The 23,943-nt window shown below is 67.5% G+C and carries 21 protein-coding genes; 15 read left to right on the top strand and 6 right to left on the bottom strand.

The window, feature by feature from the left end; translation table 11 throughout:
* Genes ELY12_RS02400 through ELY12_RS02385 form a run of 4 tightly spaced genes read left to right on the top strand, consistent with a single transcriptional unit; the run spans nt 1 to nt 4,750 of the window.
* Complete coding sequence (locus ELY12_RS02400) at nt 1-1,488, top strand: M28 family metallopeptidase (protein WP_126175100.1); 1,488 nt, start codon at nt 1-3, stop codon at nt 1,486-1,488.
* A gap of 54 nt (nt 1,489-1,542) precedes the next feature.
* The gene (gene guaB / locus ELY12_RS02395) at nt 1,543-3,006 is read left to right on the top strand and encodes an IMP dehydrogenase (RefSeq protein WP_126175099.1); all 1,464 of its coding nucleotides are present in this window, start codon (nt 1,543-1,545) and stop codon (nt 3,004-3,006) included.
* Nucleotides 3,003-4,184: an RsmB/NOP family class I SAM-dependent RNA methyltransferase gene (locus ELY12_RS02390; protein ID WP_126175098.1), complete on the top strand. Its 1,182-nt coding sequence runs from the start codon at nt 3,003-3,005 to the stop codon at nt 4,182-4,184. Before guaB ends, ELY12_RS02390 begins: the two co-directional genes overlap by 4 nt.
* A 59-nt stretch (nt 4,185-4,243) precedes the next feature.
* Nucleotides 4,244-4,750: a tetratricopeptide repeat protein gene (locus ELY12_RS02385; protein ID WP_241229686.1), complete on the top strand. Its 507-nt coding sequence runs from the start codon at nt 4,244-4,246 to the stop codon at nt 4,748-4,750.
* Between the two features lies 1 nt (nt 4,751).
* Here the strand turns inward: ELY12_RS02385 and ELY12_RS02380 are convergent, their stop codons facing one another.
* Nucleotides 4,752-5,225, bottom strand: coding sequence for an RNA pyrophosphohydrolase (locus tag ELY12_RS02380; protein WP_126175096.1), 474 nt, complete (start codon nt 5,223-5,225; stop codon nt 4,752-4,754).
* Nucleotides 5,222-6,178, bottom strand: coding sequence for an alpha/beta hydrolase (locus tag ELY12_RS02375; RefSeq protein WP_126175095.1), 957 nt, complete (start codon nt 6,176-6,178; stop codon nt 5,222-5,224). Before ELY12_RS02375 ends, ELY12_RS02380 begins: the two co-directional genes overlap by 4 nt.
* Before the next feature lie 172 nt (nt 6,179-6,350).
* Between ELY12_RS02375 and ELY12_RS02370 the strand changes: the two genes are divergently transcribed.
* From ELY12_RS02370 to ELY12_RS02360, 3 genes are all read left to right on the top strand, one after another.
* The gene (locus tag ELY12_RS02370) at nt 6,351-8,342 is read left to right on the top strand and encodes a 2-oxoacid:acceptor oxidoreductase subunit alpha (RefSeq protein WP_126175094.1); all 1,992 of its coding nucleotides are present in this window, start codon (nt 6,351-6,353) and stop codon (nt 8,340-8,342) included.
* 1 nt (nt 8,343) lies between these two features.
* The gene (locus ELY12_RS02365) at nt 8,344-9,426 is read left to right on the top strand and encodes a 2-oxoacid:ferredoxin oxidoreductase subunit beta (protein WP_126175093.1); all 1,083 of its coding nucleotides are present in this window, start codon (nt 8,344-8,346) and stop codon (nt 9,424-9,426) included.
* A 211-nt stretch (nt 9,427-9,637) separates the two neighbouring features.
* Nucleotides 9,638-10,606: a metal-dependent hydrolase gene (locus ELY12_RS02360; protein ID WP_126175092.1), complete on the top strand. Its 969-nt coding sequence runs from the start codon at nt 9,638-9,640 to the stop codon at nt 10,604-10,606.
* Here the strand turns inward: ELY12_RS02360 and ELY12_RS02355 are convergent.
* Entirely contained in the window at nt 10,603-11,367 is a 765-nt protein-coding gene (locus ELY12_RS02355; protein ID WP_126175091.1) for a phosphatase PAP2 family protein, read from the bottom strand. The two genes, ELY12_RS02360 and ELY12_RS02355, sit on opposite strands and share 4 nt — an antisense overlap.
* 86 nt (nt 11,368-11,453) lie before the next feature.
* Here ELY12_RS02355 and ELY12_RS02350 point away from each other — a divergent pair, with 86 nt between their 5' ends.
* Both ELY12_RS02350 and ELY12_RS02345 read left to right on the top strand, forming a co-directional pair.
* A complete protein-coding gene (locus tag ELY12_RS02350; protein ID WP_126175090.1) occupies nt 11,454-12,737 on the top strand; it encodes an SAM-dependent methyltransferase in 1,284 nt (427 codons plus the stop codon).
* 2 nt (nt 12,738-12,739) lie between these two features.
* Nucleotides 12,740-13,903 (top strand): serine hydrolase domain-containing protein, encoded by a 1,164-nt coding sequence (locus ELY12_RS02345; protein ID WP_126175089.1) that lies wholly within the window; start codon nt 12,740-12,742, stop codon nt 13,901-13,903.
* Here ELY12_RS02345 and ELY12_RS02340 read toward each other — a convergent pair.
* The 3 genes from ELY12_RS02340 to purF all read right to left on the bottom strand — a co-directional run bounded on the left by ELY12_RS02340 (nt 13,900) and on the right by purF (nt 16,550).
* Entirely contained in the window at nt 13,900-14,247 is a 348-nt protein-coding gene (locus ELY12_RS02340) for a PilZ domain-containing protein (RefSeq protein WP_126175088.1), read from the bottom strand. The genes ELY12_RS02345 and ELY12_RS02340 overlap by 4 nt on opposite strands.
* 107 nt (nt 14,248-14,354) lie before the next feature.
* On the bottom strand, nt 14,355-15,077 hold the full coding sequence (locus ELY12_RS02335; protein ID WP_126175087.1) for an SDR family NAD(P)-dependent oxidoreductase: 723 nt from the start codon (nt 15,075-15,077) through the stop codon (nt 14,355-14,357).
* Nucleotides 15,078-16,550 carry an amidophosphoribosyltransferase gene (gene purF, locus ELY12_RS02330; RefSeq protein ID WP_126175086.1) on the bottom strand — a complete coding sequence of 491 codons (1,473 nt, stop codon included), beginning with the start codon at nt 16,548-16,550 and terminating at the stop codon, nt 15,078-15,080.
* A gap of 150 nt (nt 16,551-16,700) precedes the next feature.
* On the opposite strand from purF, the gene ELY12_RS02325 reads away from it, so the two are divergent.
* From ELY12_RS02325 to dnaE, 6 genes are read left to right on the top strand one after another with little or no spacing between them, the layout of a single operon-like run.
* A complete protein-coding gene (locus ELY12_RS02325) occupies nt 16,701-17,942 on the top strand; it encodes a lipoprotein-releasing ABC transporter permease subunit (protein ID WP_126175085.1) in 1,242 nt (413 codons plus the stop codon).
* Complete coding sequence (locus ELY12_RS02320; RefSeq protein WP_126175084.1) at nt 17,935-18,609, top strand: ABC transporter ATP-binding protein; 675 nt, start codon at nt 17,935-17,937, stop codon at nt 18,607-18,609. The genes ELY12_RS02325 and ELY12_RS02320 overlap by 8 nt, the downstream gene beginning before the upstream one ends.
* A 55-nt stretch (nt 18,610-18,664) precedes the next feature.
* Entirely contained in the window at nt 18,665-19,189 is a 525-nt protein-coding gene (locus tag ELY12_RS02315; protein WP_126175083.1) for a DUF1579 family protein, read from the top strand.
* Nucleotides 19,186-19,665: a glutathione peroxidase gene (locus tag ELY12_RS02310; protein ID WP_126175082.1), complete on the top strand. Its 480-nt coding sequence runs from the start codon at nt 19,186-19,188 to the stop codon at nt 19,663-19,665. The genes ELY12_RS02315 and ELY12_RS02310 overlap by 4 nt, the downstream gene beginning before the upstream one ends.
* A gap of 4 nt (nt 19,666-19,669) precedes the next feature.
* A complete protein-coding gene (locus tag ELY12_RS02305) occupies nt 19,670-20,317 on the top strand; it encodes a GNAT family N-acetyltransferase (RefSeq protein ID WP_164549380.1) in 648 nt (215 codons plus the stop codon).
* A 60-nt stretch (nt 20,318-20,377) separates the two neighbouring features.
* The gene (gene dnaE, locus ELY12_RS02300) at nt 20,378-23,848 is read left to right on the top strand and encodes a DNA polymerase III subunit alpha (RefSeq protein WP_126175080.1); all 3,471 of its coding nucleotides are present in this window, start codon (nt 20,378-20,380) and stop codon (nt 23,846-23,848) included.
* The last annotated feature ends 95 nt before the right edge of the window (nt 23,849-23,943 follow it).

Below are 23,943 nucleotides of genomic sequence, written 5' to 3'. Positions count from 1 at the left end.
ATGCGCTTGGCGTGGATTGCCGCACTCGCGATGCTCGGCGGCTGCGCGACCGTGCCGGCGGCCCCGGTTGCGCGTGATCGGAGCGCGATAGAAGCGGCGCTGGCGCGCCATATCGGGGTGCTGGCGAGCGACGATTTCGGCGGCCGCCAGCCGGGCACCGAAGGCGAGACCAAGACGCTGCGCTACCTCGCGCGCGAGTGGCAGGCTGCCGGGCTGGAGTCGGGCACCAATGACCCCGCCAACCCGTGGTTCGCGCCGGTCGCGCTGTCGCAAAGCCTGCCCGACAAGAGCGTCGCGCGCTTCTATCGCGATGGCCGGTCCATCGCGCTGCCCGACCCGGGCGTCGCGGTGTTCACGCAAGGAACCCGCGGGCTGGTCCAACGCGCGCCGATGGTGTTCGTCGGGCTGGCGGGGCAGGGGCTCGACCGCTCCGAAGTGGCCGGCCGCGTCGCGGTCATGCTGTGGGATCACGCCGGGCAGACCGAACAGCACGACGCGCTGCTGCAGGCGGGTGCTTCCGCGGTGCTGGCGATCGTCGAGGACGAAAGCGAACTGGCGCACCTGACCTCCACCCGCCGTCGCGGGAGCTACCGGATCGCCGGGGGCGAGGACGGCGCGGCGATCGACGGCTTCATCTCGCGGCCCGCGATGGCGGCGATGATCGGCGAGCAGAAGCTGGCGGCGCTCACCGCCGGCGCGCGCGAGGCTGAGTTCAAGCCGGTGCCGCTCGATATCACCGCGACCATCGAGGCGACCTCCTCGCCGGGCTCGGTGCGCACCTTCAACCTGATCGCGCGCCTGCCCGGCCGACGCGAAGGAGCGGGCGCGGTGTTGCTGCTGGCTCACTGGGATCACTTCGGCCGCTGCGCCGAACCGCCGGCGACCGACCTCATCTGCAACGGCGCGGTCGACAACGCGAGCGGGCTGGCGGTGCTCACCGAACTTGCCAAGCGGCTGAGCGCTGGGCCCAAGCTCGATCGCGACGTCTATTTCCTCGCCACTACGGCGGAGGAATGGGGCCTGCTCGGCGCGCAGGCGTTTACCGAGAACCCGCCGATCCCGCTCGATTCGATCGTCGCTGCGTTCAACCTCGATACCGTGGCGGTGGCGCCAACCGGCAGCCCGGTGGCGATCGTGGGCAAGGGCCTGACGCCGCTCGACCCGGGCATCCAGCAGGTGATGTCCGATTTGCGCCGCAAGGAAGGCGACGAGCATCTCGCGCAGGACTATGTCCGCCGGCAGGACGGCTGGGCGCTGCTGCAGCGTGACGTGCCGGCGGTCTCGGTCACCAGCGCGTTCGGGCAGCCGGGACCGCTCGAGCGCTACACCCGCGAACGCTACCACCAGCCAAGCGACGAGGCGGCGGGCATCGAACTGGGCGGGGCGGCGGACGACCTCCTGCTCACCCAGGCGCTGGTACGCTATTTCGCCGATGTGCAGCGCTGGCCGGGCGCCAAAGGAAAAAGCGCCGCTGCCCCTAGCGGCTGACAGAGTGTCTCGTTAGATGGGCCGCCACGATTCTCCCGGCGAAAGCGCGCACCTGTGGCCCACGACGACATCCCCCTCGGCCTGACCTTCGACGACGTCCTGCTGCGTCCGGGGGAGAGCGACATCGTCCCCGCGATGGCCGATACCCGCACCATGCTGACGCGCGGGATTGCGCTCAACATCCCGGTGATCTCGGCCGCGATGGACACCGTGACCGAGGCCGACATGGCGATCGTCATGGCGCAATTGGGCGGCATCGGCGTGCTTCACCGCAACCTCGATATCGACGAACAGGTCGCCGCCGTCCGCGCGGTCAAGCGCTTCGAAAGCGGGATGGTGGTGAACCCGATCACCATCGGTCCCGACGCCACGCTGGGCGAGGCGCAGGCGCTGATGACCGCCAACCGCATCAGCGGCATTCCGGTCACCGACGGCAATGGCAAGCTGTGCGGCATCCTCACGAACCGCGACGTGCGCTTCGCCGAGAACCCCGGGCAGCCAGTCAAGGAACTGATGACGCGCGAAAACCTCGCGACCGTGCCGCTTGGGACCGGCCAGGAAGATGCTCGGCGGCTGCTGCACCAGCGGCGGATCGAGAAGCTGCTGGTAGTCGATGCCGACTACAAGTGCGTCGGCCTGATCACGGTCAAGGACATCGAGAAGGCGGTCAACTATCCCGACGCCACCAAGGACGAAGCGGGCCGCCTGCGCGTCGCCGCCGCGACTACGGTGGGCGATAAGGGCTTTGCCCGCACCGAAGCTCTGATCGCAGCCGAATGCGACGTCGTGATCATCGACACCGCGCACGGGCACAACAAGGATGTTGCGCGGGCGGTTGAGCGGGCCAAGACGCTGTCGAATTCGGTCCATGTCATCGCCGGCAACGTCGCGACCGCCGAGGCAACCCGAGCGCTGATCGACGCGGGCGCGGATGCGGTGAAGGTCGGCATCGGGCCGGGCTCGATCTGCACTACCCGCGTGGTCGCGGGCGTGGGGGTGCCGCAGCTCACCGCGGTGCTCGAATGCGCGGCCGAGGGCGCGAAGTCGGGTGTGCCGGTAATCGCCGACGGTGGTCTGCGGACCAGCGGTGACGCTGCCAAGGCGCTGGCGGCCGGTGCTTCCAGCATCATGATCGGCTCGATGCTGGCGGGCACCGCCGAGAGCCCGGGCGAGACCTTCCTCTATCAAGGCCGCAGCTACAAATCGTACCGCGGGATGGGCAGCGTCGGCGCGATGGCGCGCGGCTCGGCCGATCGGTACTTCCAGCAGGACGTTTCGGCGTTGAAGCTGGTGCCCGAGGGGATCGAGGGGCAGGTGCCGTACAAGGGCCCAGCCAAGGACGTGGTCCATCAGCTGGTCGGCGGGATCAAGGCGGCGATGGGCTATACCGGCTCGGCCACGCTCGAGGAGCTGCGCGAGAAGGCGCGCTTCGTGCGCATCACCGGCGCGGGCCTCGCCGAGAGCCACGTGCACGACGTCGCGATCACCCGCGAGGCGCCGAACTACCCGACTCGATGACACCCGCCGCGCGGGTCCAGGCGGCGATCGAGCTGCTCGACGCGGTGATCGCCGCGGCGCAGGCCGATGGCGCGCCGGCGGACCGGTTAGTGTCCGACTACTTCCGCACCCGCCGATATGCCGGGTCCAAGGACCGTCGCGCGGTGCGCGAGCTGGTGTATCGCGCCATACGGGCCTGTGGGCCGTTGCCGCCGAGTGGGCGCGCGGCGATGTTGCGGCTGGTGGCGGACGACCCTTCGCTTGCTCCGCTGTTCGACGGCTCCACTCACGGCCCTGCGCCGGTCGCACCCGCGGAAGTGGCCGCTGAGGGCGGCATCGCTCCCGAATGGCTGCTTGCCGAACTCGCCGCATCGGGCATCGCGGATAAGGAGGCTGCCGCGCTACTCGACAGGGCGCCGCTGGACCTGAGGGTTAACACGCTCAAGGCCGATCGGTCGACGATGGAGCTGCCGGTGCCCGCCCAGCCAACCGACGCGCCGCAAGGCCTGCGGGTCGAACCTGCTTCGCCGGTCGAGACTTGGGACGGATTCCGCGATGGCCGCATCGAGGTGCAGGACACCGGCTCGCAGCTCGCCTGCCTCGCGGTCGGCGCGCAGCCGGGCGAAACCGTAATCGACCTGTGCGCCGGCGCCGGCGGCAAGACGCTCGCCCTGGCCGCCGCGATGAACAACAGCGGCACCCTGATCGCCGCCGATACCGACCGCAACCGCCTCTCGCGGCTCGCGCCGCGCGCCGAGCGGGCGGGGGCGGGGATGATCGAGACGCGTCTCATCAATCCCCGACAAGAGCTTGAAATGCTGGCCGACTTGCGCGGTGCGGCGGACGCGGTGCTGGTCGATGCGCCGTGCTCGGGGACCGGCACCTGGCGCCGCAACCCAGAGGCGCGGTGGCGGCTCACGCCCGAACGGCTGGGGCGGTTTGCGGACACGCAGGCGCGTCTGCTCGATATCGCCGCAGAGCTCGTCAAGCCGGGCGGCAGGCTCACCTTCGTCACCTGCTCGCTGCTCGATGCCGAGGGCGCCGACCAGGTCGAAATCTTCCTCGCCCGCCACCCCGGATGGTCGGCCGATCTGGTCGATCTCCCGCTTGGCCGCGCGCGCGGGAAAGGATGGCGCCTGTCGCCGTTTCACGACGGCACGGACGGATTTTTCATCGCGCGTCTATCTCGCCCGTGTTAATCACGCGCATTATGGCCGAGCCCGTAAAAACCCGGACGTCGCGCCCGAAGGAGTTGCTGATGCGTTTCGCCGCCCCCGCCGCCGCTTTGGCGATCGTTTTCGCGATGACCGCGAGCGTCGGGCAGAGCGACGACCACGTGACCGACCCGCGCGCCGCCGCGCTGGTGGCGCAGGGCCACGCGGCGATTGCGGCCGGCCAGCCCGAAAAGGCGGTCGACGCCTACGAAGCGGCGCTGGCGGTGGACCCGGCGGCGACGGGGATCTTCCTCGATCTTGCCGAAGCGGCGCGGCTCAACGGGCTGCAGGGCAAGGCGATCCGCTACTACCGCCTCGCGCTCGAGCGTGAGCCGGACAATCTCGCCGCGCTCTCGGGCGAAGGCGCCGCGCTGGTCGAGAAGGGCGCGGTCGAGAAGGCGCGCCGTAACCTCGCCAAGCTACAATCGATGTGCGGCGACAAGTGCCCCGAGACCTCGCAGCTCGCCGCCGCGATCGCCAAGGGCCCGCAGCAGCGCGTGCTCACCGCCGAGGCAGTTCTGCCTGACGCTGTCGTCACGCAGAAGAACTAAGTCAGACCAGCTCCCGAAACCCTTCGACGACAGCGCGGTACACGCGCTTCTTGAAGGGCACGATCAGCTCGGGCAGCTCCTCCGGATCGACCCAGCGGTACTCGCAGAACTCCGGCGTATCGTGCGCTTCGAGGTCGAGATCATCGTCGTTGCCGGCAAAGCGGGCGAGGAACCAGACCTGCTCCTGCCCGCGGTACTGCCCGTTCCACAGCGTGCCGATCAGTTCCTCGGGCAGGTCGTAGCGCATCGCTTCCGGCAAGCGGCCGATCAGTGAGACCTGGTCGGCCGTAATCCCGGTCTCTTCGGCCAGCTCGCGCAGCGCGGCATCGGCGAGGTCCTCGCCCGGATCGACGCCGCCTTGCGGCATCTGCCACCAGTCGCCTTCCTTGTTGTCGATCCGCTTGCCGACGAAGGCCTTGCCCTCGGCGTTAACCAGCATCACGCCCACGCAGGGGCGGTATTCGGTCGGCATCATGCCGAATGCCGCTCCAGCATCAGCTTCACCGCGTCAATGAAGGTCTCGACATCGCCCTGCGCGCTCGGCACCGCCTTGCGAATGGTGATGAAGCCGTGGACGTTGCCCTTCGCCTCCAGATAGATCACGTCGACCCCGTGCTGGATCAGGTGCGCGGCGTATTCGCGTCCCGAATCACGCAAGGGGTCGAGGCCCGCGGTGATCAGCACGGTGGGCGGGCTCGCCGCGTGATTGTCGTGGAGGATCGGGTAGTTGCGCTTGTCGTTCGGATCGGCGGCGTAGCTGTCGGAGAAGAAGCCCATCGTCCGCGCAGTGAGCAAGAAGCCCTCGGCGAAACTCTTGTAGCTGGTCGTTTCCTCGACCGGGCTGGCGATCGGGTAGATCGGCGCCTGCAGGATCACCGGCACCGCCGCCGCCTTGTCCGAGAGCGCCTGCGCGATGACGATCGAGAGGTTGCCGCCCGCGCTGTCGCCGGTGGTGATGAGACCCGTCGCCTGACGACCCAGTTCCTGCGGATTGCCGGCCACCCAGCGGGTCGCGGCTTCACAGTCTTCCGGCGCGGCGGGGAAGGGGTGTTCGGGCGCGAGGCGATAATGCACTGCCACCACCGGCAGATTGAGCCCGGCGGCGAGCTCGGTACAGAACGCATCGTGGGTATCGAGATCGCCGATGGTGAACCCGCCGCCGTGGTAAAACATCACCACCGGGCCGGGAGCGCGATGCTCCTGCGCATCGTAGAGCCGTAGGGGAATGTCGCCCGCCGGACCCGGACAGGTGAGGTCGCGCACTACGGCCAGCGGCTTCGGGTCGACCTCGGCCAGCGACTTCATCGCCACGTACCCGGCGCGCGCTTGGTCGATGGGGATTTCGTCCATCTGTGGCCCGCCGAGCTGCTCGAGCATCGCGAGGAAGCCGCGCACGTCGTCGCGCACATAGTGTTCGTTATCGGCCATCCTCGGTCCCTTTTCGCGATCGGTTGCGTTTCAAGATGATTAGCGCCGCTCCAGAGCTTTTCCACTCGACATTTTCGTGCGCGGGGAGAAAAACTTGGTTGTGGGAGAGTTGGCCGCTGCCTAGCTGCCAGCCGACAAGAGCGCCCCGTCGGCGCCGCGACAAGGACAACTGATGGCTACCCAGGCCGCCGAACGCCCCCTCAATTCCGCTGCGAGCGAAAATCCCGAAGCCGTAGTCGTTCGCTTCGCCGGCGACTCCGGCGATGGCATGCAGCTCACCGGCGGGCAGTTTACCCTGTCGACCGCGCTCGCCGGCAACGATCTCGCCACGTTCCCCGACTTCCCGGCCGAAATCCGCGCGCCGCAGGGCACGCTGTTCGGTGTCTCGGCGTTCCAGATCAATTTCGGCTCGACCGCAATTGAGACCGCCGGCGACGCGCCCGACGTGCTAGTCGCGATGAATCCGGCCGCGCTGAAGACCAACCTTCAGGCGCTCAAGCCCGGCGGACTAATTATCGCCGACACCGGCGAGTTCACCAAGCGCAACCTCGAGAAGGCGAAGTACGCCGCCAATCCGCTGGACGACGGCAGCCTCGCCAAGTGGCAGGTGCTGGCGTTCGACATCAGCGCGCAGACGGTCGAGGCGGTGAAGCCGTTCGGCCTCGGCAACAAGGACGCGCTGCGCTGCAAGAACATGTGGACCCTCGGCCTCGCGCTGTGGATGTTCGACCGTCCGCGCGGGCCGATCCACGATTGGCTGAACGCGAAGTTCAAGGGCAAGCCTGAGCTCGCGGGGGCCAACATCGCCGCGCTCGACGCCGGGCATGCCTATGGCGAGACCGCCGAGCTATCCGGGCCCCTCAAGCAGCTTCATGTCGAGCCGGTCGAGAGCGCTCCGGGTCTTTACCGCACGATCACCGGCGCCGAAGCAATCAGTCTCGGTCTCGTCGCGGGCGCGCAGCTCGCCGAACTGCCGATGTTCTTCGGCGGCTATCCGATCACGCCCGCATCGGCGATCCTGCATCACCTCGCGCGGCTCAAGGAATTCGGCGTCACCACCTTCCAGGCGGAAGACGAGATCGCCGCGATCTGCGCGGCGATCGGTGCGAGTTATGCTGGGCAACTCGGCGTCACCTCCTCGTCGGGCCCGGGCATCGCGCTGAAGGGCGAGGCGATGGGCCTTGCGATCATGACCGAGCTCCCGCTGGTGATCGTCAACTCGCAGCGCGGCGGTCCCTCGACGGGCCTCCCGACCAAGACCGAACAGAGCGACCTCTACCAGGCGGTCTATGGCCGCAACGGCGACGCTCCGATGCCGGTGGTCTCCGCGCGCAGCCCCGGCGACGCGTTCGAATGCGCGATCGAGGCGTGCCGCATCGCGGTCCAGTACATGACTCCGGTCATGCTGCTGACCGACGGCTACATCGCCAATGCCGCCGAGCCATGGAAGGTGCCCGATCCGGCAAGGTTCGAGCCGTTCCCGGTGACCTTCCTCGATGCGCCGAACGACGGCGACAACCTGTTGCCCTATGCTCGCGACTTCAAGGGCGCGCGGCCCTGGATCAAGCCCGGCACCCCGGGCCTGATGCATCGTATCGGAGGGATCGAGAAGGCGGTTGACACCGGTCACATCGACTATTCGCCCAGCAACCACCAGGCGATGACCGACGCGCGCGTCGGCAAGATCGCCGGGGTCTCCGTGCCCGATCAGGACGTTTGCCTCGGCGAGACCTCAGGCACGCTCGCGGTGGTAGGCTGGGGCAGCACTTTCGGCCCCATCCACCAAGCGGTGCGCCGCGCGCGCAATCGCGGCATCGACGTCAGCCACATCCACGTGCGCCATATCTGGCCGCTACCCGCCAACCTCGGCGAGCTTCTGCACGGGTTCGACCACGTGCTGGTGCCAGAAATGAACACCGGCCAGTTCAAGACCGTGCTGCGCGATCAGTTCCTCGTCGATGCCAGGCCGCTGACCAAGACCAGCGGCCAGCCATTCCAGATCGCCGAGCTGGAAGAAGCGATCGGCAAGTTCTTCGACGGGATTCCCGGCAACGAGGGCGGGGAAGTCGACGCCAACCTCCAGCAGCTTCCCACGCCCGAAAGCGGTCACGACGACGGCACGCTGCCGCGCGACCTGCGCCTGCACCACGACAGGGACAATTGAGATGAACGACATGACTCCCTTCGCGACGACGCTGAAGGACTGGGAGACCGACCAGGAGGTCCGCTGGTGCCCCGGGTGCGGCGACTATGCGATCCTCAAGGCGGTGCAGCGTACGCTGCCGCAGATCGGCGCCAACCCGGCGACCACGGTGTTCATCAGCGGCATCGGCTGCTCGAGCCGCTTTCCGTACTACATGGAGAGCTATGGCTTCCACACCATCCACGGCCGCGCGCCGGCGGTGGCGACGGGGGTGAAGCTCGCCAATCCCGATCTCGACATCTGGCTAGTCACGGGTGACGGCGACGGCCTCAGCATCGGCGGCAACCACCTGATGCACGTGCTCCGGCGCAACGTGAACATGCAGATCATGCTGTTCAACAACGAGATCTACGGCCTCACCAAGGGCCAGTACTCGCCGACTAGCCGCGAAGGGACCAAGAGCCCCTCGACCCCGCTCGGCAGCTACGACCACCCGGCGCGGCCGGCGGCGTTCGCGCTTGGCGCGGGGGCGCGGTTCGTCGGGCGCGGGTTCGACGTGTCGAAGAACCTGCCCGAGGTGCTCAAGGCAGCGCACGCGCACCAGGGCGCGGCGTTCATCGAGATCTTCCAGAACTGCGTCGTCTACAACAAGGACGTGTTCGACGACTTCGCCCAGCCGAAGGGCGCCGAGGACCGCCAGCTCTGGCTTGAGCACGGGCAGCCGATGCTGTTCGCCGGCGGCACGCAGGGCATCGCGCTCGACCGCGAGGCGCTGCGGTTGAAGGTCGTGCCGGTCACCGACGGCGACTGGCAGTCGGCCGATGTCATCGTCCACGACGTCACCAACCGCTCGATCGCGCACATGCTGGTCGAGATGCCGTTCGGGCCGTTCCCGATGGCCCTCGGCGTGCTCTACGACGATCCGCGCCCGACCTTCGAGGCCGCGGTCGCCGAGGAACGCGTCAAGTCGAGCGCGGGCAAGGACACCAACCTCGCCAAGCTACTCGGCAAGGGACAGAGTTGGACGGTGGGCGACAACGCCGCCGATCCGGTCAGCACCCGCCCGCCGGGGCAGGGCGAACCGGGGGCTGCCGACCCACGCTGACGGGCTGAAACTGCTGTCCTACAAGCGGCACGCCGTGGCATGCCTTGACGGATGAACCACGCCGCGCGATCCGTTCTGTCAAACTCGAGGCGACATGTTGCCGTGCAAGGCGACACTTCGGTGCGCAAGGCGACGCTTTTCCAGCCAAGGCGACTTAATGCTCTGGACTGTGTGACAAGTGTGACAAGTCCAACAGGCTCCCGGGGCGCTGATGGATAACCTGACCCACAGCCTGGTCGGCTGGGCGCTCGGCCAGACCGGCCTGAAGCGCAAGACGCGCAAGGGCCTCGCCGCGCTGATCATGGGCGCCAACGCGCCCGATATCGACGTGTTCTTCGGCTGGGTGCCGTGGGAGCCGCTGGCGACCCATCGTGGGATCACGCACAGCTTGGTGGTCGGCCTGTGGATCATGCCGCTGCTCACCGCCGGATTCCTGTGGCTGCTCGACCGCTGGCAGGTGCGGCGCCGGGCGAGCTTCGCCAGCGGGCTGGAGATGCGCTTCGGGTGGCTGCTGGCGCTGGCCTTCATCGGCTGCCTGACGCACCCGCTGCTCGATTGGCAGACGGTCTATGCGGTGCAGCTGTTCTCGCCGTTCGACTTGCGCTGGTATCACAACGACGCGCTGTTCATCATCGACGTATGGGTGATCCTGGCGCTCGGCCTGGCGATTTCGCTCTCGCGGCGGCGCGAGCGGCGGGGCGATGCGGGGTGGGGCAGGCCGGCCCAAACCGCGCTGGTCGGAGTGGCCGCATACATTGCGCTCAACGGCGTGCTCGGTGCCCTGGCACGCGAGGCGCCAACCGTGGAAGTGCCCTACGCCTCGCCCGATACGATCGTCGCAAGCCCGCCACCGGTGCTGTTCTGGCGGCGGGATGTGGTGTGGCGACAGGAGGGCGAGATCGGGCAAGGGGACTACGATCCGTTCGCGTCGTTGCTAACCCTGGCGGAATACAGCGGGCTGAAACCAGACGGCATGAACGACCCACGTGTGCTTCGCCCAGCCCAAGACCCTGTTGCCCGCCAATACCTCGCCTGGTCGATCATGCCGGTGGCGACCATTACCGAAACGACTTGCGGCACGATGGTCCGCTTCGGCGATGCGCGCTTTCGCGGATTCAGCGCGAACAGCCTCAGCCGCACGGTGTTCATGCCGACCGGCGGTGTCGGAAGCGTCGGTTAGGAGTTGGCCGGATCAAGCTCCTTCGCAACTTCGCTGTCGGCCGCCGCCCTGGCGGGCCGGTACAGCAGCGCCGCCGCGAGGAACGCCCAACCGGCCCCGCCGAGCCAGCCCGCGGTCACGTCGCTCGGGAAGTGCACGCCGAGCATCACCCGGCTCCACGCGATCATCGCCGACAGCAGCATGGCACTGCCGACGATGGTATAACGCACCGAATGCCGCGCGCTCATCGAAGCGAAGGCGAGCGCCATCGCGACATAGACCACCGCCGAGTTGAAGCTGTGCCCGCTCGGAAAGCTCGCCCCGCCAGCCTCGGTCAAGCGCGGCACGATTGTCGGGCGCGGGCGGCCGACCAGCGCCTTGATGCCGCTGTTTACCAGCCAGCCCAAGGCCACTGTGGCCGCGAACAGCACCGCCTCGCGCCGCAGCCGCAGGAACAGCAGCGCCACCACCGCGCCGATCGCGAACAGGTTGCGCAGGAACACCCCGCCGAGCGAGGTCACGTCGCGTACCGTCTCGGTCAGAAGGCTCGGCCCGCGCAGCCCCATCGTGTCGGCAGTGCGTCCGACCAGCAGCCCCCAGCGGTCGAACCCGCCGCTGCGGCCGCTCGTCACCAGCCACACCGTCAGCGCGAATCCGGCCCACAGCACCGCCGCGGCGAGCAGCGCCTTGCCTCGGTCGATGGTGAATCCGCGCTGCGGCAGGCGCACCGTCTCCGGCGCGATCGGCGGCTCTTCGGGATCGACGGTTTCGCGGGGTGTCATGGGCTGATGAACAGCCGTGCAAACCATCCGGTTCCGGTGCGCCCGGTCGCTTGCTCCGCGCCGGTAACCGGTTCATAGAATTGGCCATGCGAGCAGAGGGGCTGGGCAGGGGAAGCTCCCTAATCACGTCGGGCGCGCGGTTCGAGCGCAGCCCCGGCTGGCTCGCGCGCGCGATCGCGCCGGGCTTCCACAAGGTGCTCGACCGGATCGATACGGGGCTGGTGACGGGCTCGATCCGTGGCCGACTGCCCGACGGCAGCACGCGGTTGCTCGGTGGCCGCGCTCCGGGCTTCGAGGCCGAAGTGAATCTGCGCGACTGGCGTGCGCTGGTGCGGCTCGCCACCAACGGCTCAATCGGTTGGTACCAGGCGTGGGAAGCGGGGGAGTGGACGAGTCCCGATCCCGTTCCACTGTTCGCCCTGTTCATGGCCAACGGCGATGCGCTGGGCGATACCGGGCGGGCGCATGGTCCCTTCCGGTTGGCGGCGAAGTTCGCGCACTGGCTCAACCGCAACACGCCGGCGGGCGCGCAGCGCAATATCCACGCGCATTATGACCTCGGCAACGATTTCTACGCCGCCTGGCTCGGCCAATCGATGTGTTATTCAAGCGCTTTGTTCGGCGCCGAACAGGGCCCTTCGCGCGCCGAACAGCACCTGAACACGCTCGACTATGCGCAGCTGACCAAGGTCACCGCGATGCTCAACAGGGTGCACGCGCACGAAGCGAATTCGCTGCTCGAGATCGGCTGCGGGTGGGGCATGCTCGCCCACGCGGCGGCGGGAACGGGCGCTCAGGTCGATGCGATCAGCCTGTCTGATGCACAGCTCGCGTATTGCCGCGCCAAGAACACACCGGGCCAGCCGAAACCCAATTTCCTGAAGCAGGATTATCGCGACACGCGCGGGGCCTATGACGCGATCGTCAGCGTCGAAATGGTCGAGGCGCTGGGCCGCGAATACTGGCCGACGTTCATGGACTGCATCGCGCGCAACCTTAACTCGGGTGGCCGCGCCGCGATCCAGTTCATCTCGATGAAGGATTCGCTGTTCGATGCCTATGCGGCGAGCGCGGACTTCATCCAGGCCTACATCTTCCCCGGCGGCCTGTTGATCCGCACGTCCGAGTTCCGCCGCCTCGCCGAAGAGCGCGGCCTCGAATGGACCGACCAGGCCGATTTCGGACAGGATTACGCCGAGACGCTGCGTCTGTGGCGCGAGAACTTCGATGCCGCGGTCGCCGAGAACCGCCTGCCGGAGGGTTTCGATGCGCGCTTCGTGCGGCTGTGGCGATACTACCTGATGTACTGCGAGGGCGGGTTCCGCGGCGGCGGGATCGACGTCCACCAGGTCACGCTAGTGAAGGAATGACGATGCGCCGTTTAATCTCCCTGCTGGCCGGGCTCGCGCTGGGTGCTTGCGCCACCGTGCCGACCGTCGAGCCGGTGCGCGTTTCGCAGCCCAAGACGCAGATTTCGCTGCAGGACCAGAGCGTGTTGTTCTGGGCCGACGCGACGCGCGCGGACCGGTTCCGCAAGATGGAGGATTTCTTCGCCGGGCACGAGGTGGCGGCGGCACCGGTCGTCCGGAAGCTTCCCGCCGGCACCGCGTACGACGCGGCGACGGTCGCAGCGCTCGATGCCTACCTCGCCAGCTCGAACGCGGCCGGGATCATGATCCTGCAGGACGGGCGCGTCCGGTACGAGAAGTACGGCCTCGGCTTCGGGCCGGGGGGGCGGTGGACCAGCTTTTCGGTCGCCAAGAGCTTCACCTCGACGCTGCTCGGCGCGGCGGTGAAGGACGGCTTCATCGCCAGCATGGACGATCCGATCACCAAGTATCTGCCGAAGCTGGCGGGCACCGCATACGACGGCGTGAGTGTCGAACAGCTCGCGACGATGACCTCGGGCGTGAAGTGGAACGAGGACTACACCGACCCCGACAGCGACGTCGCCAAGATGCTGCAGATCGCGCCGGTCGCGGGCGAATCGCAGGCGATCACCTACGCGCGCAAGCTGACTCGTGAGGCGCCCGCTGGGCAGAAGTGGGTATACAAGACGCTCGAAACCAACCTGCTCGGCGATCTGGTTGCAGCGGCGACCGGGCGTTCGCTCGCCGCCTACGCCAAGACCAAGATCGTCGATCCCGCCGGTTTCGCCGGACCGCTGTTCTGGATGACCGACCTCACCGGCGGTAACATCGGCGGCTGCTGCCTTTCGATCCGCCTGTCCGACTATGCCCGCATGGGCCAGTTCGCGCTCGAAGGCGGGCAGCCGTCGGTCCCGGCGGGCTGGTTCGCCAGCGCCGGCGCACCGCAAGTCGATTTCGGCAACGGCTACGGTTACGGCTACCAGTGGTGGACCTACCCCGGCGCCAGCTACGGCGCGCAGGGAATCTTTGGTCAGTCGATCACCATCGTGCCCGACAAGCGGCTGGTGATCGCGGTCGTTTCCAGCTGGCCGGCCGCGACGGGCAAGCCGCTCTCGGCCGCCCGGCGCACGTTGCTCGATACGGTGATCGCCGCCAGCGGGCGTTAGGCGACCGGGCGAAACACTCCGCCGCTCGAATAGCGGGCGAGGATGTTGTCGTGCACGATCGGGCTCAACAGTTCGGCGAAGGCGCAGCCGGCGATGCAGTTGTCCCACCAGACCACTTCGGCCTGCAGCGATTCGAGGCCGGGGAGGGTCAGCCAGCACAGCTGGCCAAGGTGCATGCGATTGATCGCCGCGGCCGAGAAGCCGGAGATCGACAGGTCGTGCACCACCGTGCGGAACGGCCGTCCGCCCGAGGCGCGCAGTTGCGCCGGGATGGTCAGCTTGGTGCGCGGGGCGCAGCGGTCTTCCTGCGCTGCCAGCGAATAGCGATCGTGCGTATGGATCATGCCGGACTACCTGTGCGTTCGCGTGCTCGTACGCCTTGCCGCAAACTTTCCGGCGAGGCTTTGCAAGCTGTGCCTCAGGCTGCTTTCCGCTTTGCTTGCGGAAATGGTTAACGCGATTGGCCGATCCGCTCACGATGACGGGTCGGCCAGTCCTCCTGCACCAGCGCCACGATCCGCGCCGCGACATCCTCGGGCGGCTTGACGCTCGCCGGGTCCTCGCCGGGATAGGCCTTTGCGCGCATCGCGGTGCGCGTGGCGCCCGGATCGACGATAGCGACACGGGTGCCGCCGAGCTTCTCGACCTCCGATGCATAGCAATCGAGCAGCACCTCGAAAGCAGCCTTGCTGGCGCCGTAGGCCGCCCAGAACGGGCGCGGGTTTGCGCCGACCCAGCTCGTGATCCCAATCACCCGCGCGCTACCGGCGCGTTTCATCAGCGGATCGAACGCGGCGAGCAGCGCCTGGGTGGCGAGGACGTTGACCGTCAGTGCCTGCCCGAACTGCTTGGGCTCCATCTGGGTCACCGGCGTCAGCGAGGGAAGATACGCGGCGTTGATCACCAGGATGTCCAGCTTGTCCCACCGCTGTGACAATGCGGCGGCGAGCCGGGACACGCCGTCGGGCTCTTGCAAGTCGAGCGGCGCGATCGTCGCGGTGCCGACGGCGGCGTGGATCGCGTCTTCGACCGCCTCGAGCGACTTCACGTCGCGTGCGGTGAGCACCACATGCGCCCCTGCTGCGGCAAGGGCCGTCGCGGTGGCGGCGCCGATGCCCTTGCTGGCACCGGTCACGAGCGCAACGCGCCCGGAAAGCGGCTTTTCGAGAGTCACTTAGGCGACCTTGTTGACAGGAAACGAGAGCTGCGCGTCGCGCGCTTCGCGCTGGCCGAGATCGGTCAGGGCGGTGGGGTAGTCGCCGGTGAAACAGGCGTCGCAATATTGCGGGCGCGCATTGTCGCGCACCTGCTCGCCGACCGCGCGGTAGAGCCCATCTATCGAGACGAACGCGAGGCTGTCGGCCTTGATGAAGTCGCGCATCGGCTCCACGTCCATCCGCGCGGCGAGCAGCTTCGAGCGTTCCGGCGTATCGACGCCATAGAAGCACGAATGCGCGGTCGGGGGGCTGGCGACGCGGAAGTGTACTTCGGTCGCCCCGGCATCGCGCATCATCTCGACGATCTTCATCGAGGTGGTGCCGCGCACGATCGAATCGTCGATCAGCACGATGCGCTTGCCCTCGACGAGGCCGCGGTTGGCGTTGTGCTTGCGCTTGACGCTCGAATGGCGCGCGCTGTCGCCCGGCTGGATGAAGGTCCGCCCGACGTAGTGCGACCGGATGATGCCGAGCTCGAACGGGATGCCCGACTGCTGGGCGTAGCCGATCGCAGCGGGCACGCCGCTGTCGGGCACCGGCACCACCAGGTCGGCCTCGACCGGCGCCTCGATCGCCAGCTCACGGCCGATCGACTTCCTCGCTTCGTACACGCTGCGGCCGTCGAAGATCGAATCGGGGCGGCTGAAATAGACGTGCTCGAAGATGCACGGGCGCGGCCGGACCTGGCCGAACGGGCGCATCGACGTGACCTTGCCATCGAGATCGACGCGGACGATCTCGCCCGGCTCGATCTGGCGTTCGAAGTCCGCGCCGATGACGTCGAACGCGACCGTCTCGCTGGCGAACACCGTCGCGTCACCCAGCTTGCCCATGACGAGTGGACGGATGCCGAGCGGATCGCGGCAGGCGATCATGCCTTCGGGCGTCATCACGATCAGCGAATAGGCGCCCTCGACCAGCCGCAGCGCGTCGATCAGCCGGTCGATGGTGGTCGGATAGCGGCTGGTGGCGACGAGATGGATGATCACCTCGGTGTCGGAGGTCGACTGGAAGATCGCACCCTTGCGCACCAGCTCCTCGCGCAAGGTGCGCGCGTTGGAGATGTTGCCGTTGTGCGCCACCGCGAAGCCACCCGCGGCGAGATCGGCATAGAGCGGCTGGACGTTACGAAGACCAGAGCCACCGGTGGTCGAATAGCGCACATGACCCGCCGCCATCATCCCCGGCAACTCGGCGATCGCGTGCGAGGTGGAGAAATTCTCCGCCACGTGGCCGAGCCCGCGGCGGGAGTAGAATTCCTGCCCGTCGAAGCTGGTAATGCCGGCGGCTTCCTGTCCGCGGTGCTGGAGAGCGTGGAGGCCCAACGCGGTAACTGCAGAGGCATCCTGCGCGCCGATCGCGCCGAATACGCCGCATTCTTCGCGGAGCTTGTCGCTATCCGCGGCGTGAAACGGGTTGGTCAAGATCATCGGCTGGGCGGGCCTTCGCTGCTCGCGGCGCTCAATGGCGATTGCGCGGCGGTATGACAAGTGCGCAGCTCACGGCATCACCCGTTGCGCGGCGCGCGACCGGCCCCTACACGGCCAGCCGAAACTTCCGCTGAACGGCACCCGCACCCCTTGATCCTCTCCCCTTTCGAATGGACCGTGGCCAAGCGCTACATGCTGCCTGGCAAGGGCGAGGGTTTCATCGCGCTCGTCGCCGGAATCAGCGTCGGCGTGGTGATGCTGTCGGTCGCGCTGCTCGTCGTGGTGATGAGCGTGATGAACGGCTTTCGCGGCGAGCTGCTCGACAAGATCGTCGGTCTCAATGGCCACGCGATCATCCAGGCCTACGGCGGGCGGCTCGATAACTGGCAGAACATCCTGCAGGACGTGCGGAAGACGCCGGGAGTGGTCCGTGCGAGCCCCCTGATCGAGCAGCCGCTGTTGGTCACCTTCAACGGCCGGGTCGAGGGCGTGCTGGTGCGCGGCAACACGCAGGACGATATTCAGCGGATCAGGCCCAACGTCGTGCAGGGCAATCTCGACGCGCTGAAGCCGGACGCCGGCGAGGTCGCGATCGGCGTGCGACTCGCGGAGAACATCGGCGCGCAGGTGGGCGACACCATCACGGTGATCAATCCTGCTGGCCGCTCGACCCCCTTCGGCACCGTGCCGCGTCAAGTTGGCTATCGCGTGGCAGCGATCTTTGAGATCGGGGTGTACGATTACGACGAGAAGTTCGTCGTCATGCCGATCGCGGATGCGCAGACGCTGCTGCTGACCGGCGACACGATCGGCATGATCGAGGTCAAGACCGACGACGCCGACAAGGTGGACGAGTATCTCGCGCCCCTCACCAAGAGGCTGGCCGGTCGAGCGGTGGTGTCCAACTGGAAGCAGATCAATGCCTCGCTTTTCGAGGCGCTCGAGGTCGAGCGGGTGGCGATGTTCTTCGCGCTGTCGATGATCGTGCTGGTGGCGGCGTTCAACATTCTCTCCAGCCTCGTCATGCTGGTGCGCGCCAAGACGCGCGACATCGCGATCATGCGCACGATGGGCGCTACGCGGCGTTCGCTGCTCAAGATTTTCGTGACCACCGGCTTCACCATCGGCGCGGTCGGCACTGCCGCGGGCCTGCTGCTGGGCTTCCTGATCCTCTACTTCCGCCAGGGGATCGTCGAGGTCATCCAGAAGCTGACCGGGCAGAACCTGTGGGACCCCTCGGTCCGCTTCCTCTCGACGCTGCCGGCGCGGGCCGATCCGTTCGAGATCGTCGGCATCGCGGCGCTAGCGCTGATCCTCAGCTTCCTCGCCACCCTCTATCCGTCGTTCAAGGCGTCGAGCACCGATCCGGTGCAGGTGTTGCGTTATGAGTAGCCCGGTCGTCCGCCTAACCAACCTGACCCGCTCGTTCGAGCAGGGCGGGGTGCGCATCGACGTGCTGCGCGGAGTCAACCTGTCGATCGGCCCGGGCGAGATCGTCGCGCTGCTCGGCCCGTCGGGCTCGGGCAAGTCGACCATGTTGCAGGCGGTCGGCCTGCTCGAAGGCGGCTTCGGCGGCAAGATCGAGATCGCCGGCACCGACGCGAGCGCGCTGCCGACCGACGGTCGCACCAAGCTGCGCCGCGAGCATCTCGGCTTCGTGTATCAATTTCACCACCTGCTGCCCGATTTCAACGCGATCGAGAACGTGGTCATGCCGCAGCTCGTCGCGGGCACCGACAAGCTGGCGGCGGAGGAGCGAGCTAAGCAGGTGCTGACCTCGCTCGGCCTGGGCCACCGCTTGACCCACCGACCGAGCCAGCTTTCGGGTGGTGAACAGCAGCGCGTCGCCGTCGCCCGCGCACTCGCCAATCGTCCCAACCTGGTGCTGGCCGACGAGCCTACCGGCAACCTCGACGAGACCACCGCCGACAAGGTGTTCGCCGAGTTCCTCGAACTTGTCCGGGGCGAGGGCAGCGCCGCGCTCGTCGCCACGCATAACGAACGGCTGGCGGGCAAGATGGACCGTGTGGTACGCTTGCACGAGGGAGTGCTCGAGTAGGACGCTTGCGTTCCCCCGCGGCTTGCGGTTCACTGCGCGGCGAGGGGAACGACATATGCCCGTTTTCGCCGCCGCGTTGCTCATCGCCCAAGCCGCCGGAGCGAGCGCGCGCCCGCCATCGCCGCCCAAGTGCGACACGCCCGAATACGCCGCGCTCGATTTCTGGGTCGGCGAATGGGACGTATTCCCCGCCGGCAGCGACACGCAAGTCGCGCGCAGCCGGATCGAGAAGCTCTACAACGGCTGCGCGATCCGCGAGAACTGGATGCCGGCCAAGGGCGTGAACGGTGGCAGCTTGTCGGGCTACGATCCGCGCACCAAGCACTGGCACCAGACCTGGATCGGCTCGGCGCCGGGCGTCGTTCAGTTCGACGGCGGGCCCGCCGATGGCGCGATGGTGCTGACGGGCTCGTGGCCAGGCTCCGGCCCCAAGGGCGAGGACGGCCTCACCCGCATGACCTACTCGCCCCTGCCACAAGGCGCGGTGCGCCAGCACGGCGAGTTTTCCGCCGATGGCGGCGCGTCATGGGTCACCACCTTCGATTTCACCTATCGCCCGCACCAGGGAGGCGCCCAATGACCACGATCGCCGATTTCACCGTCGAGAAGCCCGACGGGACGCCGCTCGACCTGTCGGACAAGCTCGGCAAGGTCCTGCTGGTGGTCAACGTCGCCAGTAAGTGCGGCTTCACCCCGCAATATGAAGGGCTCGAAGCGCTGCAGCGCAAGTTCGCCGATAAGGATTTCGAGGTGCTCGGCTTCCCCTGCAACCAGTTCGGTGCACAGGAACCGGGCAACGCGGAGGAGATCGCGAGCTTCTGCAAGCTGACCTACGACGTCACCTTCCCGGTGCTCAAGAAAGTCGAGGTCAACGGTGCCGGCGCGAGCCCGCTCTACGACTGGATGAAGGGCCAGGCGCCCGGGCTGATGGGCTCGAAATCGATCAAGTGGAACTTCACCAAGTTCCTGATCGATCGCGAGGGCAAGGTGGTGCGCCGCTACGGCCCGACCGATGCGCCCGCGAGCATCGAGAAGGACATCGCGAAGCTGCTGTAGCGCGATGGGCTTCGATCCGGGCCGCGTCGACCTCGCCTGGCTGCGGGCCTGGCTGGAAGCACGTTCGATCGCGCGCGGCTTTCCGGCGCCGATCGCCGACCGCGGCGGCTGGCGGATCGAGACCGGCAGCGCCACCGAGATCCGCCGCTGGATCTTTCCGCAAATTACGCCGGAGCTGCGGGCGCTGGGTGATGCCATCGACGATCCGCGGATGATCATCCGCGCTGCCGTGAAACCCGAAGCATTGGCGGCGGCGCTCGGCCCCCGCTGGACCGTGCCCGAGCAGACCTTTGTCATGCACCGCAGCGACCGTAACGCTGTCACCCAACCGCTGGCGCCAGGTTATCGGCTCGAATCCCGGCGCGATGGGGCTGTCGCGCATGCGTTCGTGCTCGACGCCGACGGTCACCTCGCCGCCAGCGGCCATGCGGGACGCGGATCGCAGGCAATCGCTTACGATCAAATCGCCACTGATGCGGCGCATCGCCGCAAGGGCTTGGGGCGAGTCCTCATGCTGGCCCTGGGAGACTTGCTGGGCGAGCAGGACGTGCCCGAAGTTCTGGTCGCAACGGTCGCCGGACGGGCGCTCTACGAGACGATCGGTTGGCAAGTGGTCGCACCGTACGCTCAGGCGACGCTGACCGCGCCCTAGCTGTCCAAAAACCGCGCGGCGAGCATTGCCTATGCGGGCGTAGCTGCGCATCTAGCAGGCATGGCTTTCGCTCCTTTCGTCCCCTTGCGCGTCATGTCGAGCTACTCATTGCTCGAAGGCGCGGTCGATCCCAAGGCGATCGCCCGGATCGCCAAGGAGCGCGGCTTTCCAGCGACCGCGATCTGCGACCGTAACGGTCTCTATGGCGCGGTGCCGTTCGCGGCGGCGTGCTTCGAAAAGGGCATTCAGCCGATTGTCGGCGCGCTGCTCGGCGTGTCGCGCGAACCAGGCAGCGAGACCATCGATTATCTGCCGCTCTTCGCGCAGGACGAGGCGGGATACGAGAACCTGTGCCACCTCGTCAGCCGCGCGCACCTGGAGCGGCCGGTCGAGCTACCCGCGCACGTCCACCTCGATGACCTGCAGGGCCGCACGGACGGCCTGATCGCGCTCACCGGGGCTGCCGAGGGTGCGCTGACCCGCCTCCTCGCCGATCGCCGTCAGGACGACGCGAATGCCTTGTGCGATCGCCTGCAAACGCTGTTCCCCGATCGCCTGTACGTCGAACTCGCGCGGCGCAGCCATCCGGTGTGTGACGACGCGGAAGATGCACTGATCGAGCTCGCTTACGCGCGCTACCTGCCGCTGGTCGCGACCAATCCCGCGCAATTCGGCGACCCGCACTTCCACGCCGCGCACGACGCGATGCTGTGCATCGCCGGCGGCACGCACATCGACGCCGCCGAGCGCCCGCGCTCAAGCCCGGAAGCCTTCATCAAGTCGGCGCCGATGATGGAGGAGCTGTTCGGCGACCTGCCCGAAGCGCTCGCCAACACGCTCGTGATCGCGCAGCGGTGTGCCTACGCGCCGCCCAAGCGCAACCCGATTCTACCGAGCCTGGCGGGTGACATCGAAGGCGAGAAGCGCCTGCTGGCCGAGGATTCGCGCCTTGGCCTCGCCGCACGGCTGGAGAAGTACGGCGAGCTCTCGGACGAGGAACTCAAGGTCTATCTCGACCGGCTCGAATTCGAGATCCAGGTCATCAACCAGATGGGGTTCCCCGGCTACTTCCTGATTGTGGCCGATTTCATCAAGTGGGCGAAGGAGCAGGGCATCCCGGTGGGCCCCGGCCGCGGCTCGGGCGCGGGCAGCCTCGTCGCCTGGTCACTGACGATCACCGACCTCGATCCGATCCGCCTCGGCCTGCTGTTCGAACGCTTCCTCAACCCGGAGCGCGTGTCGATGCCGGACTTCGACATCGACTTCTGCGAAACCCGGCGCGGTGAGGTGATCCGCTACGTCCAGGCGAAGTACAGCTCCGACCACGTCGCGCAGATCATCACCTTCGGCAAGCTCAAGGCCCGCGCGGTGCTGCGCGATTGCGGGCGCATCCTGCAGATGAGCTACGGCCACGTCGATCGCCTCTGCAAGATGGTGCCCAACCACCCGACCGATCCGTGGACTCTGCCGCGCGCGCTCAACGGGGTGGGCGAGTTCAAGCGCGAGTACGACACCAACGACGAGGTGCGGCGCCTGCTCGACCTCGCGATGCAGCTCGAAGGCCTGCCGCGCAACAGCTCGACTCACGCCGCGGGCGTGGTGATCGGCGACCGGCCGCTGGCGCAACTGGTGCCGCTCTACCGCGATCCGCGCTCGGACATGCCGGTCACGCAGTTCGACATGAAGCACGTCGAGAGCGCGGGGCTGGTCAAGTTCGACTTCCTTGGCCTCAAGACCCTGTCGGTGCTGCAGAAGGCGATCGAGTTGCTGGCAAAGCGCGGAATCGAGATCGACCTCGGCGCGCTCGAGTGGGACGATCCGGCCGTCTATGCACTGCTCCAGAAGGGCGACACGGTCGGCGTGTTCCAGCTGGAATCGGAGGGCATGCGCCGTGCGCTGTCGGCGGTGAAGCCGAGCAACTTCGGCGACATCATCGCCATCGGCGCGCTCTACCGTCCGGGCCCGATGGACAACATCCCGCTGTTCGGGCGGCGGAAGAACGGGCTCGAGACGATCGAGTACCCGCATCCGAAGCTCGAGGCGATCCTCGCCGAGACCTACGGCATCATCGTCTACCAGGAACAGGTGATGCAGGCCGCGCAGATCCTTGCCGGCTATTCGCTCGGCGACGCGGACCTGCTGCGGCGCGCGATGGGCAAGAAGGTCCAGGCCGAGATGGATGCGCAGCGCCAGCGTTTCGTCGAAGGCTGCGGGACGACCTCGGGCATCGATCCGCGCAAGGCCAACGAACTGTTCGATTTGATCGACAAGTTCGCGGGCTACGGCTTCAACAAGAGCCACGCCGCCGCCTACGCGCTGCTGTCATACCAGACCGCGTGGCTCAAGGCGCACTACCCGGAAGAATTCTACGCCGCGTCGATGTGCTTCGACATGCACCAGTCGGAAAAGCTGGCGGTGTTTGTGGACGACGCTCGGCGCTCAGGCATCGTCATCGCGCCGCCCGATGTGAACCGGTCCGAGGCCGAGTTCACCGTCGAGCGGACTGATGACGGCTACGCGGTCCGCTACGCACTCGCGGGCATCCGCAACGTCGGCGAGAAGGCGATGGAAGCGCTCGTAGCGGAGCGCGAGACGAACGGCTGGTTCGAATCGGTCGAGGATTTATTCGCGCGCCTGCCCAAGGGATCGATGAATTCGCGCCAGCTCGAAGGGCTGATCGCCGCCGGGGCGCTCGACACGCTCGAGCCCAACCGGGGCAAGCTCTACGCCAACATCGACCTGCTGCTGGCGGTGACCGAAGCCGCCAACCGCGAACGCGAGAGCGGGCAGGGCGGACTGTTCGGCGGCGAGGCGCAGCCCGACAGCACGCTGCGGCTGAAGGAGGCCGAGGAATGGCCGCGCGCCGAGCGCATGGCCAAGGAGCGCGACAATTTCGGGTTCTACTTCTCCGCCCATCCGGTCGAGCAGTACCGCGCGGTCGCGTCGGCCAACGGCGCGCGCAGCTATGCGTCGCTGATGAGCGGCGGCGCGCCCGCGGGAGGCCGCGCCAATGCCGTCATGGCGGCGATGGTCGAAAAGGTCAGCCGCGGGCGCACCAAGCGCGGCAAGGACTTCGTGCGCGCCGATTTCTCCGACAGTAGCGGGCAGTTCTCCGCCGCGTGCTTCGAGGAGACGCTGGTCTCGAACTTCATGAAGTGGGCCGAGGACGGGACTTCGATCCTGCTCAACGTCGAGCTCGACAGCCCGAGCCCCGACGAGCCGCCGCGGATCACGGTGCGCGGCGCGCGGCCGTTGAGCGACGTGAAGGCGGGAGCGCGGATGGTGCTGACGCTCGATGTGACCTCGCCCGACGGTATTGCCGTGCTGCGAGACACGCTTCAGCCGGGACCGGCGGGCCACGGCCAGGTGCGCGTCCGTTTGCGCACCGGCGGCGAGAGCGAGCCTGAGATGATCCTCGGCCGCAGCTACCAGCTCGACGGCGACCTTGCCGAGCGGCTGACCGGGATCGAGGGCCTCGCCAACGTGCAACTCAGCACCCAGCGCGCACCGAACTTGCGGTTGGTGGCCTAAACCCTTTCCAAGCTTCGCTAGCTTGCCCCGCAAGCAAGCTCCGCTATCCTCGCCTGAAAGGGGAGAGGAATCAGCAGCCCGCTCCTCCCCTGCGG

It is taken from the genome of Tsuneonella rigui, from assembly GCF_003958625.1.
Lineage (GTDB): Bacteria > Pseudomonadota > Alphaproteobacteria > Sphingomonadales > Sphingomonadaceae > Tsuneonella > Tsuneonella rigui.
The sequence above is the reverse complement of the archived record's forward strand: the minus strand, read 5'-3'. Positions and strand labels throughout refer to the sequence as shown.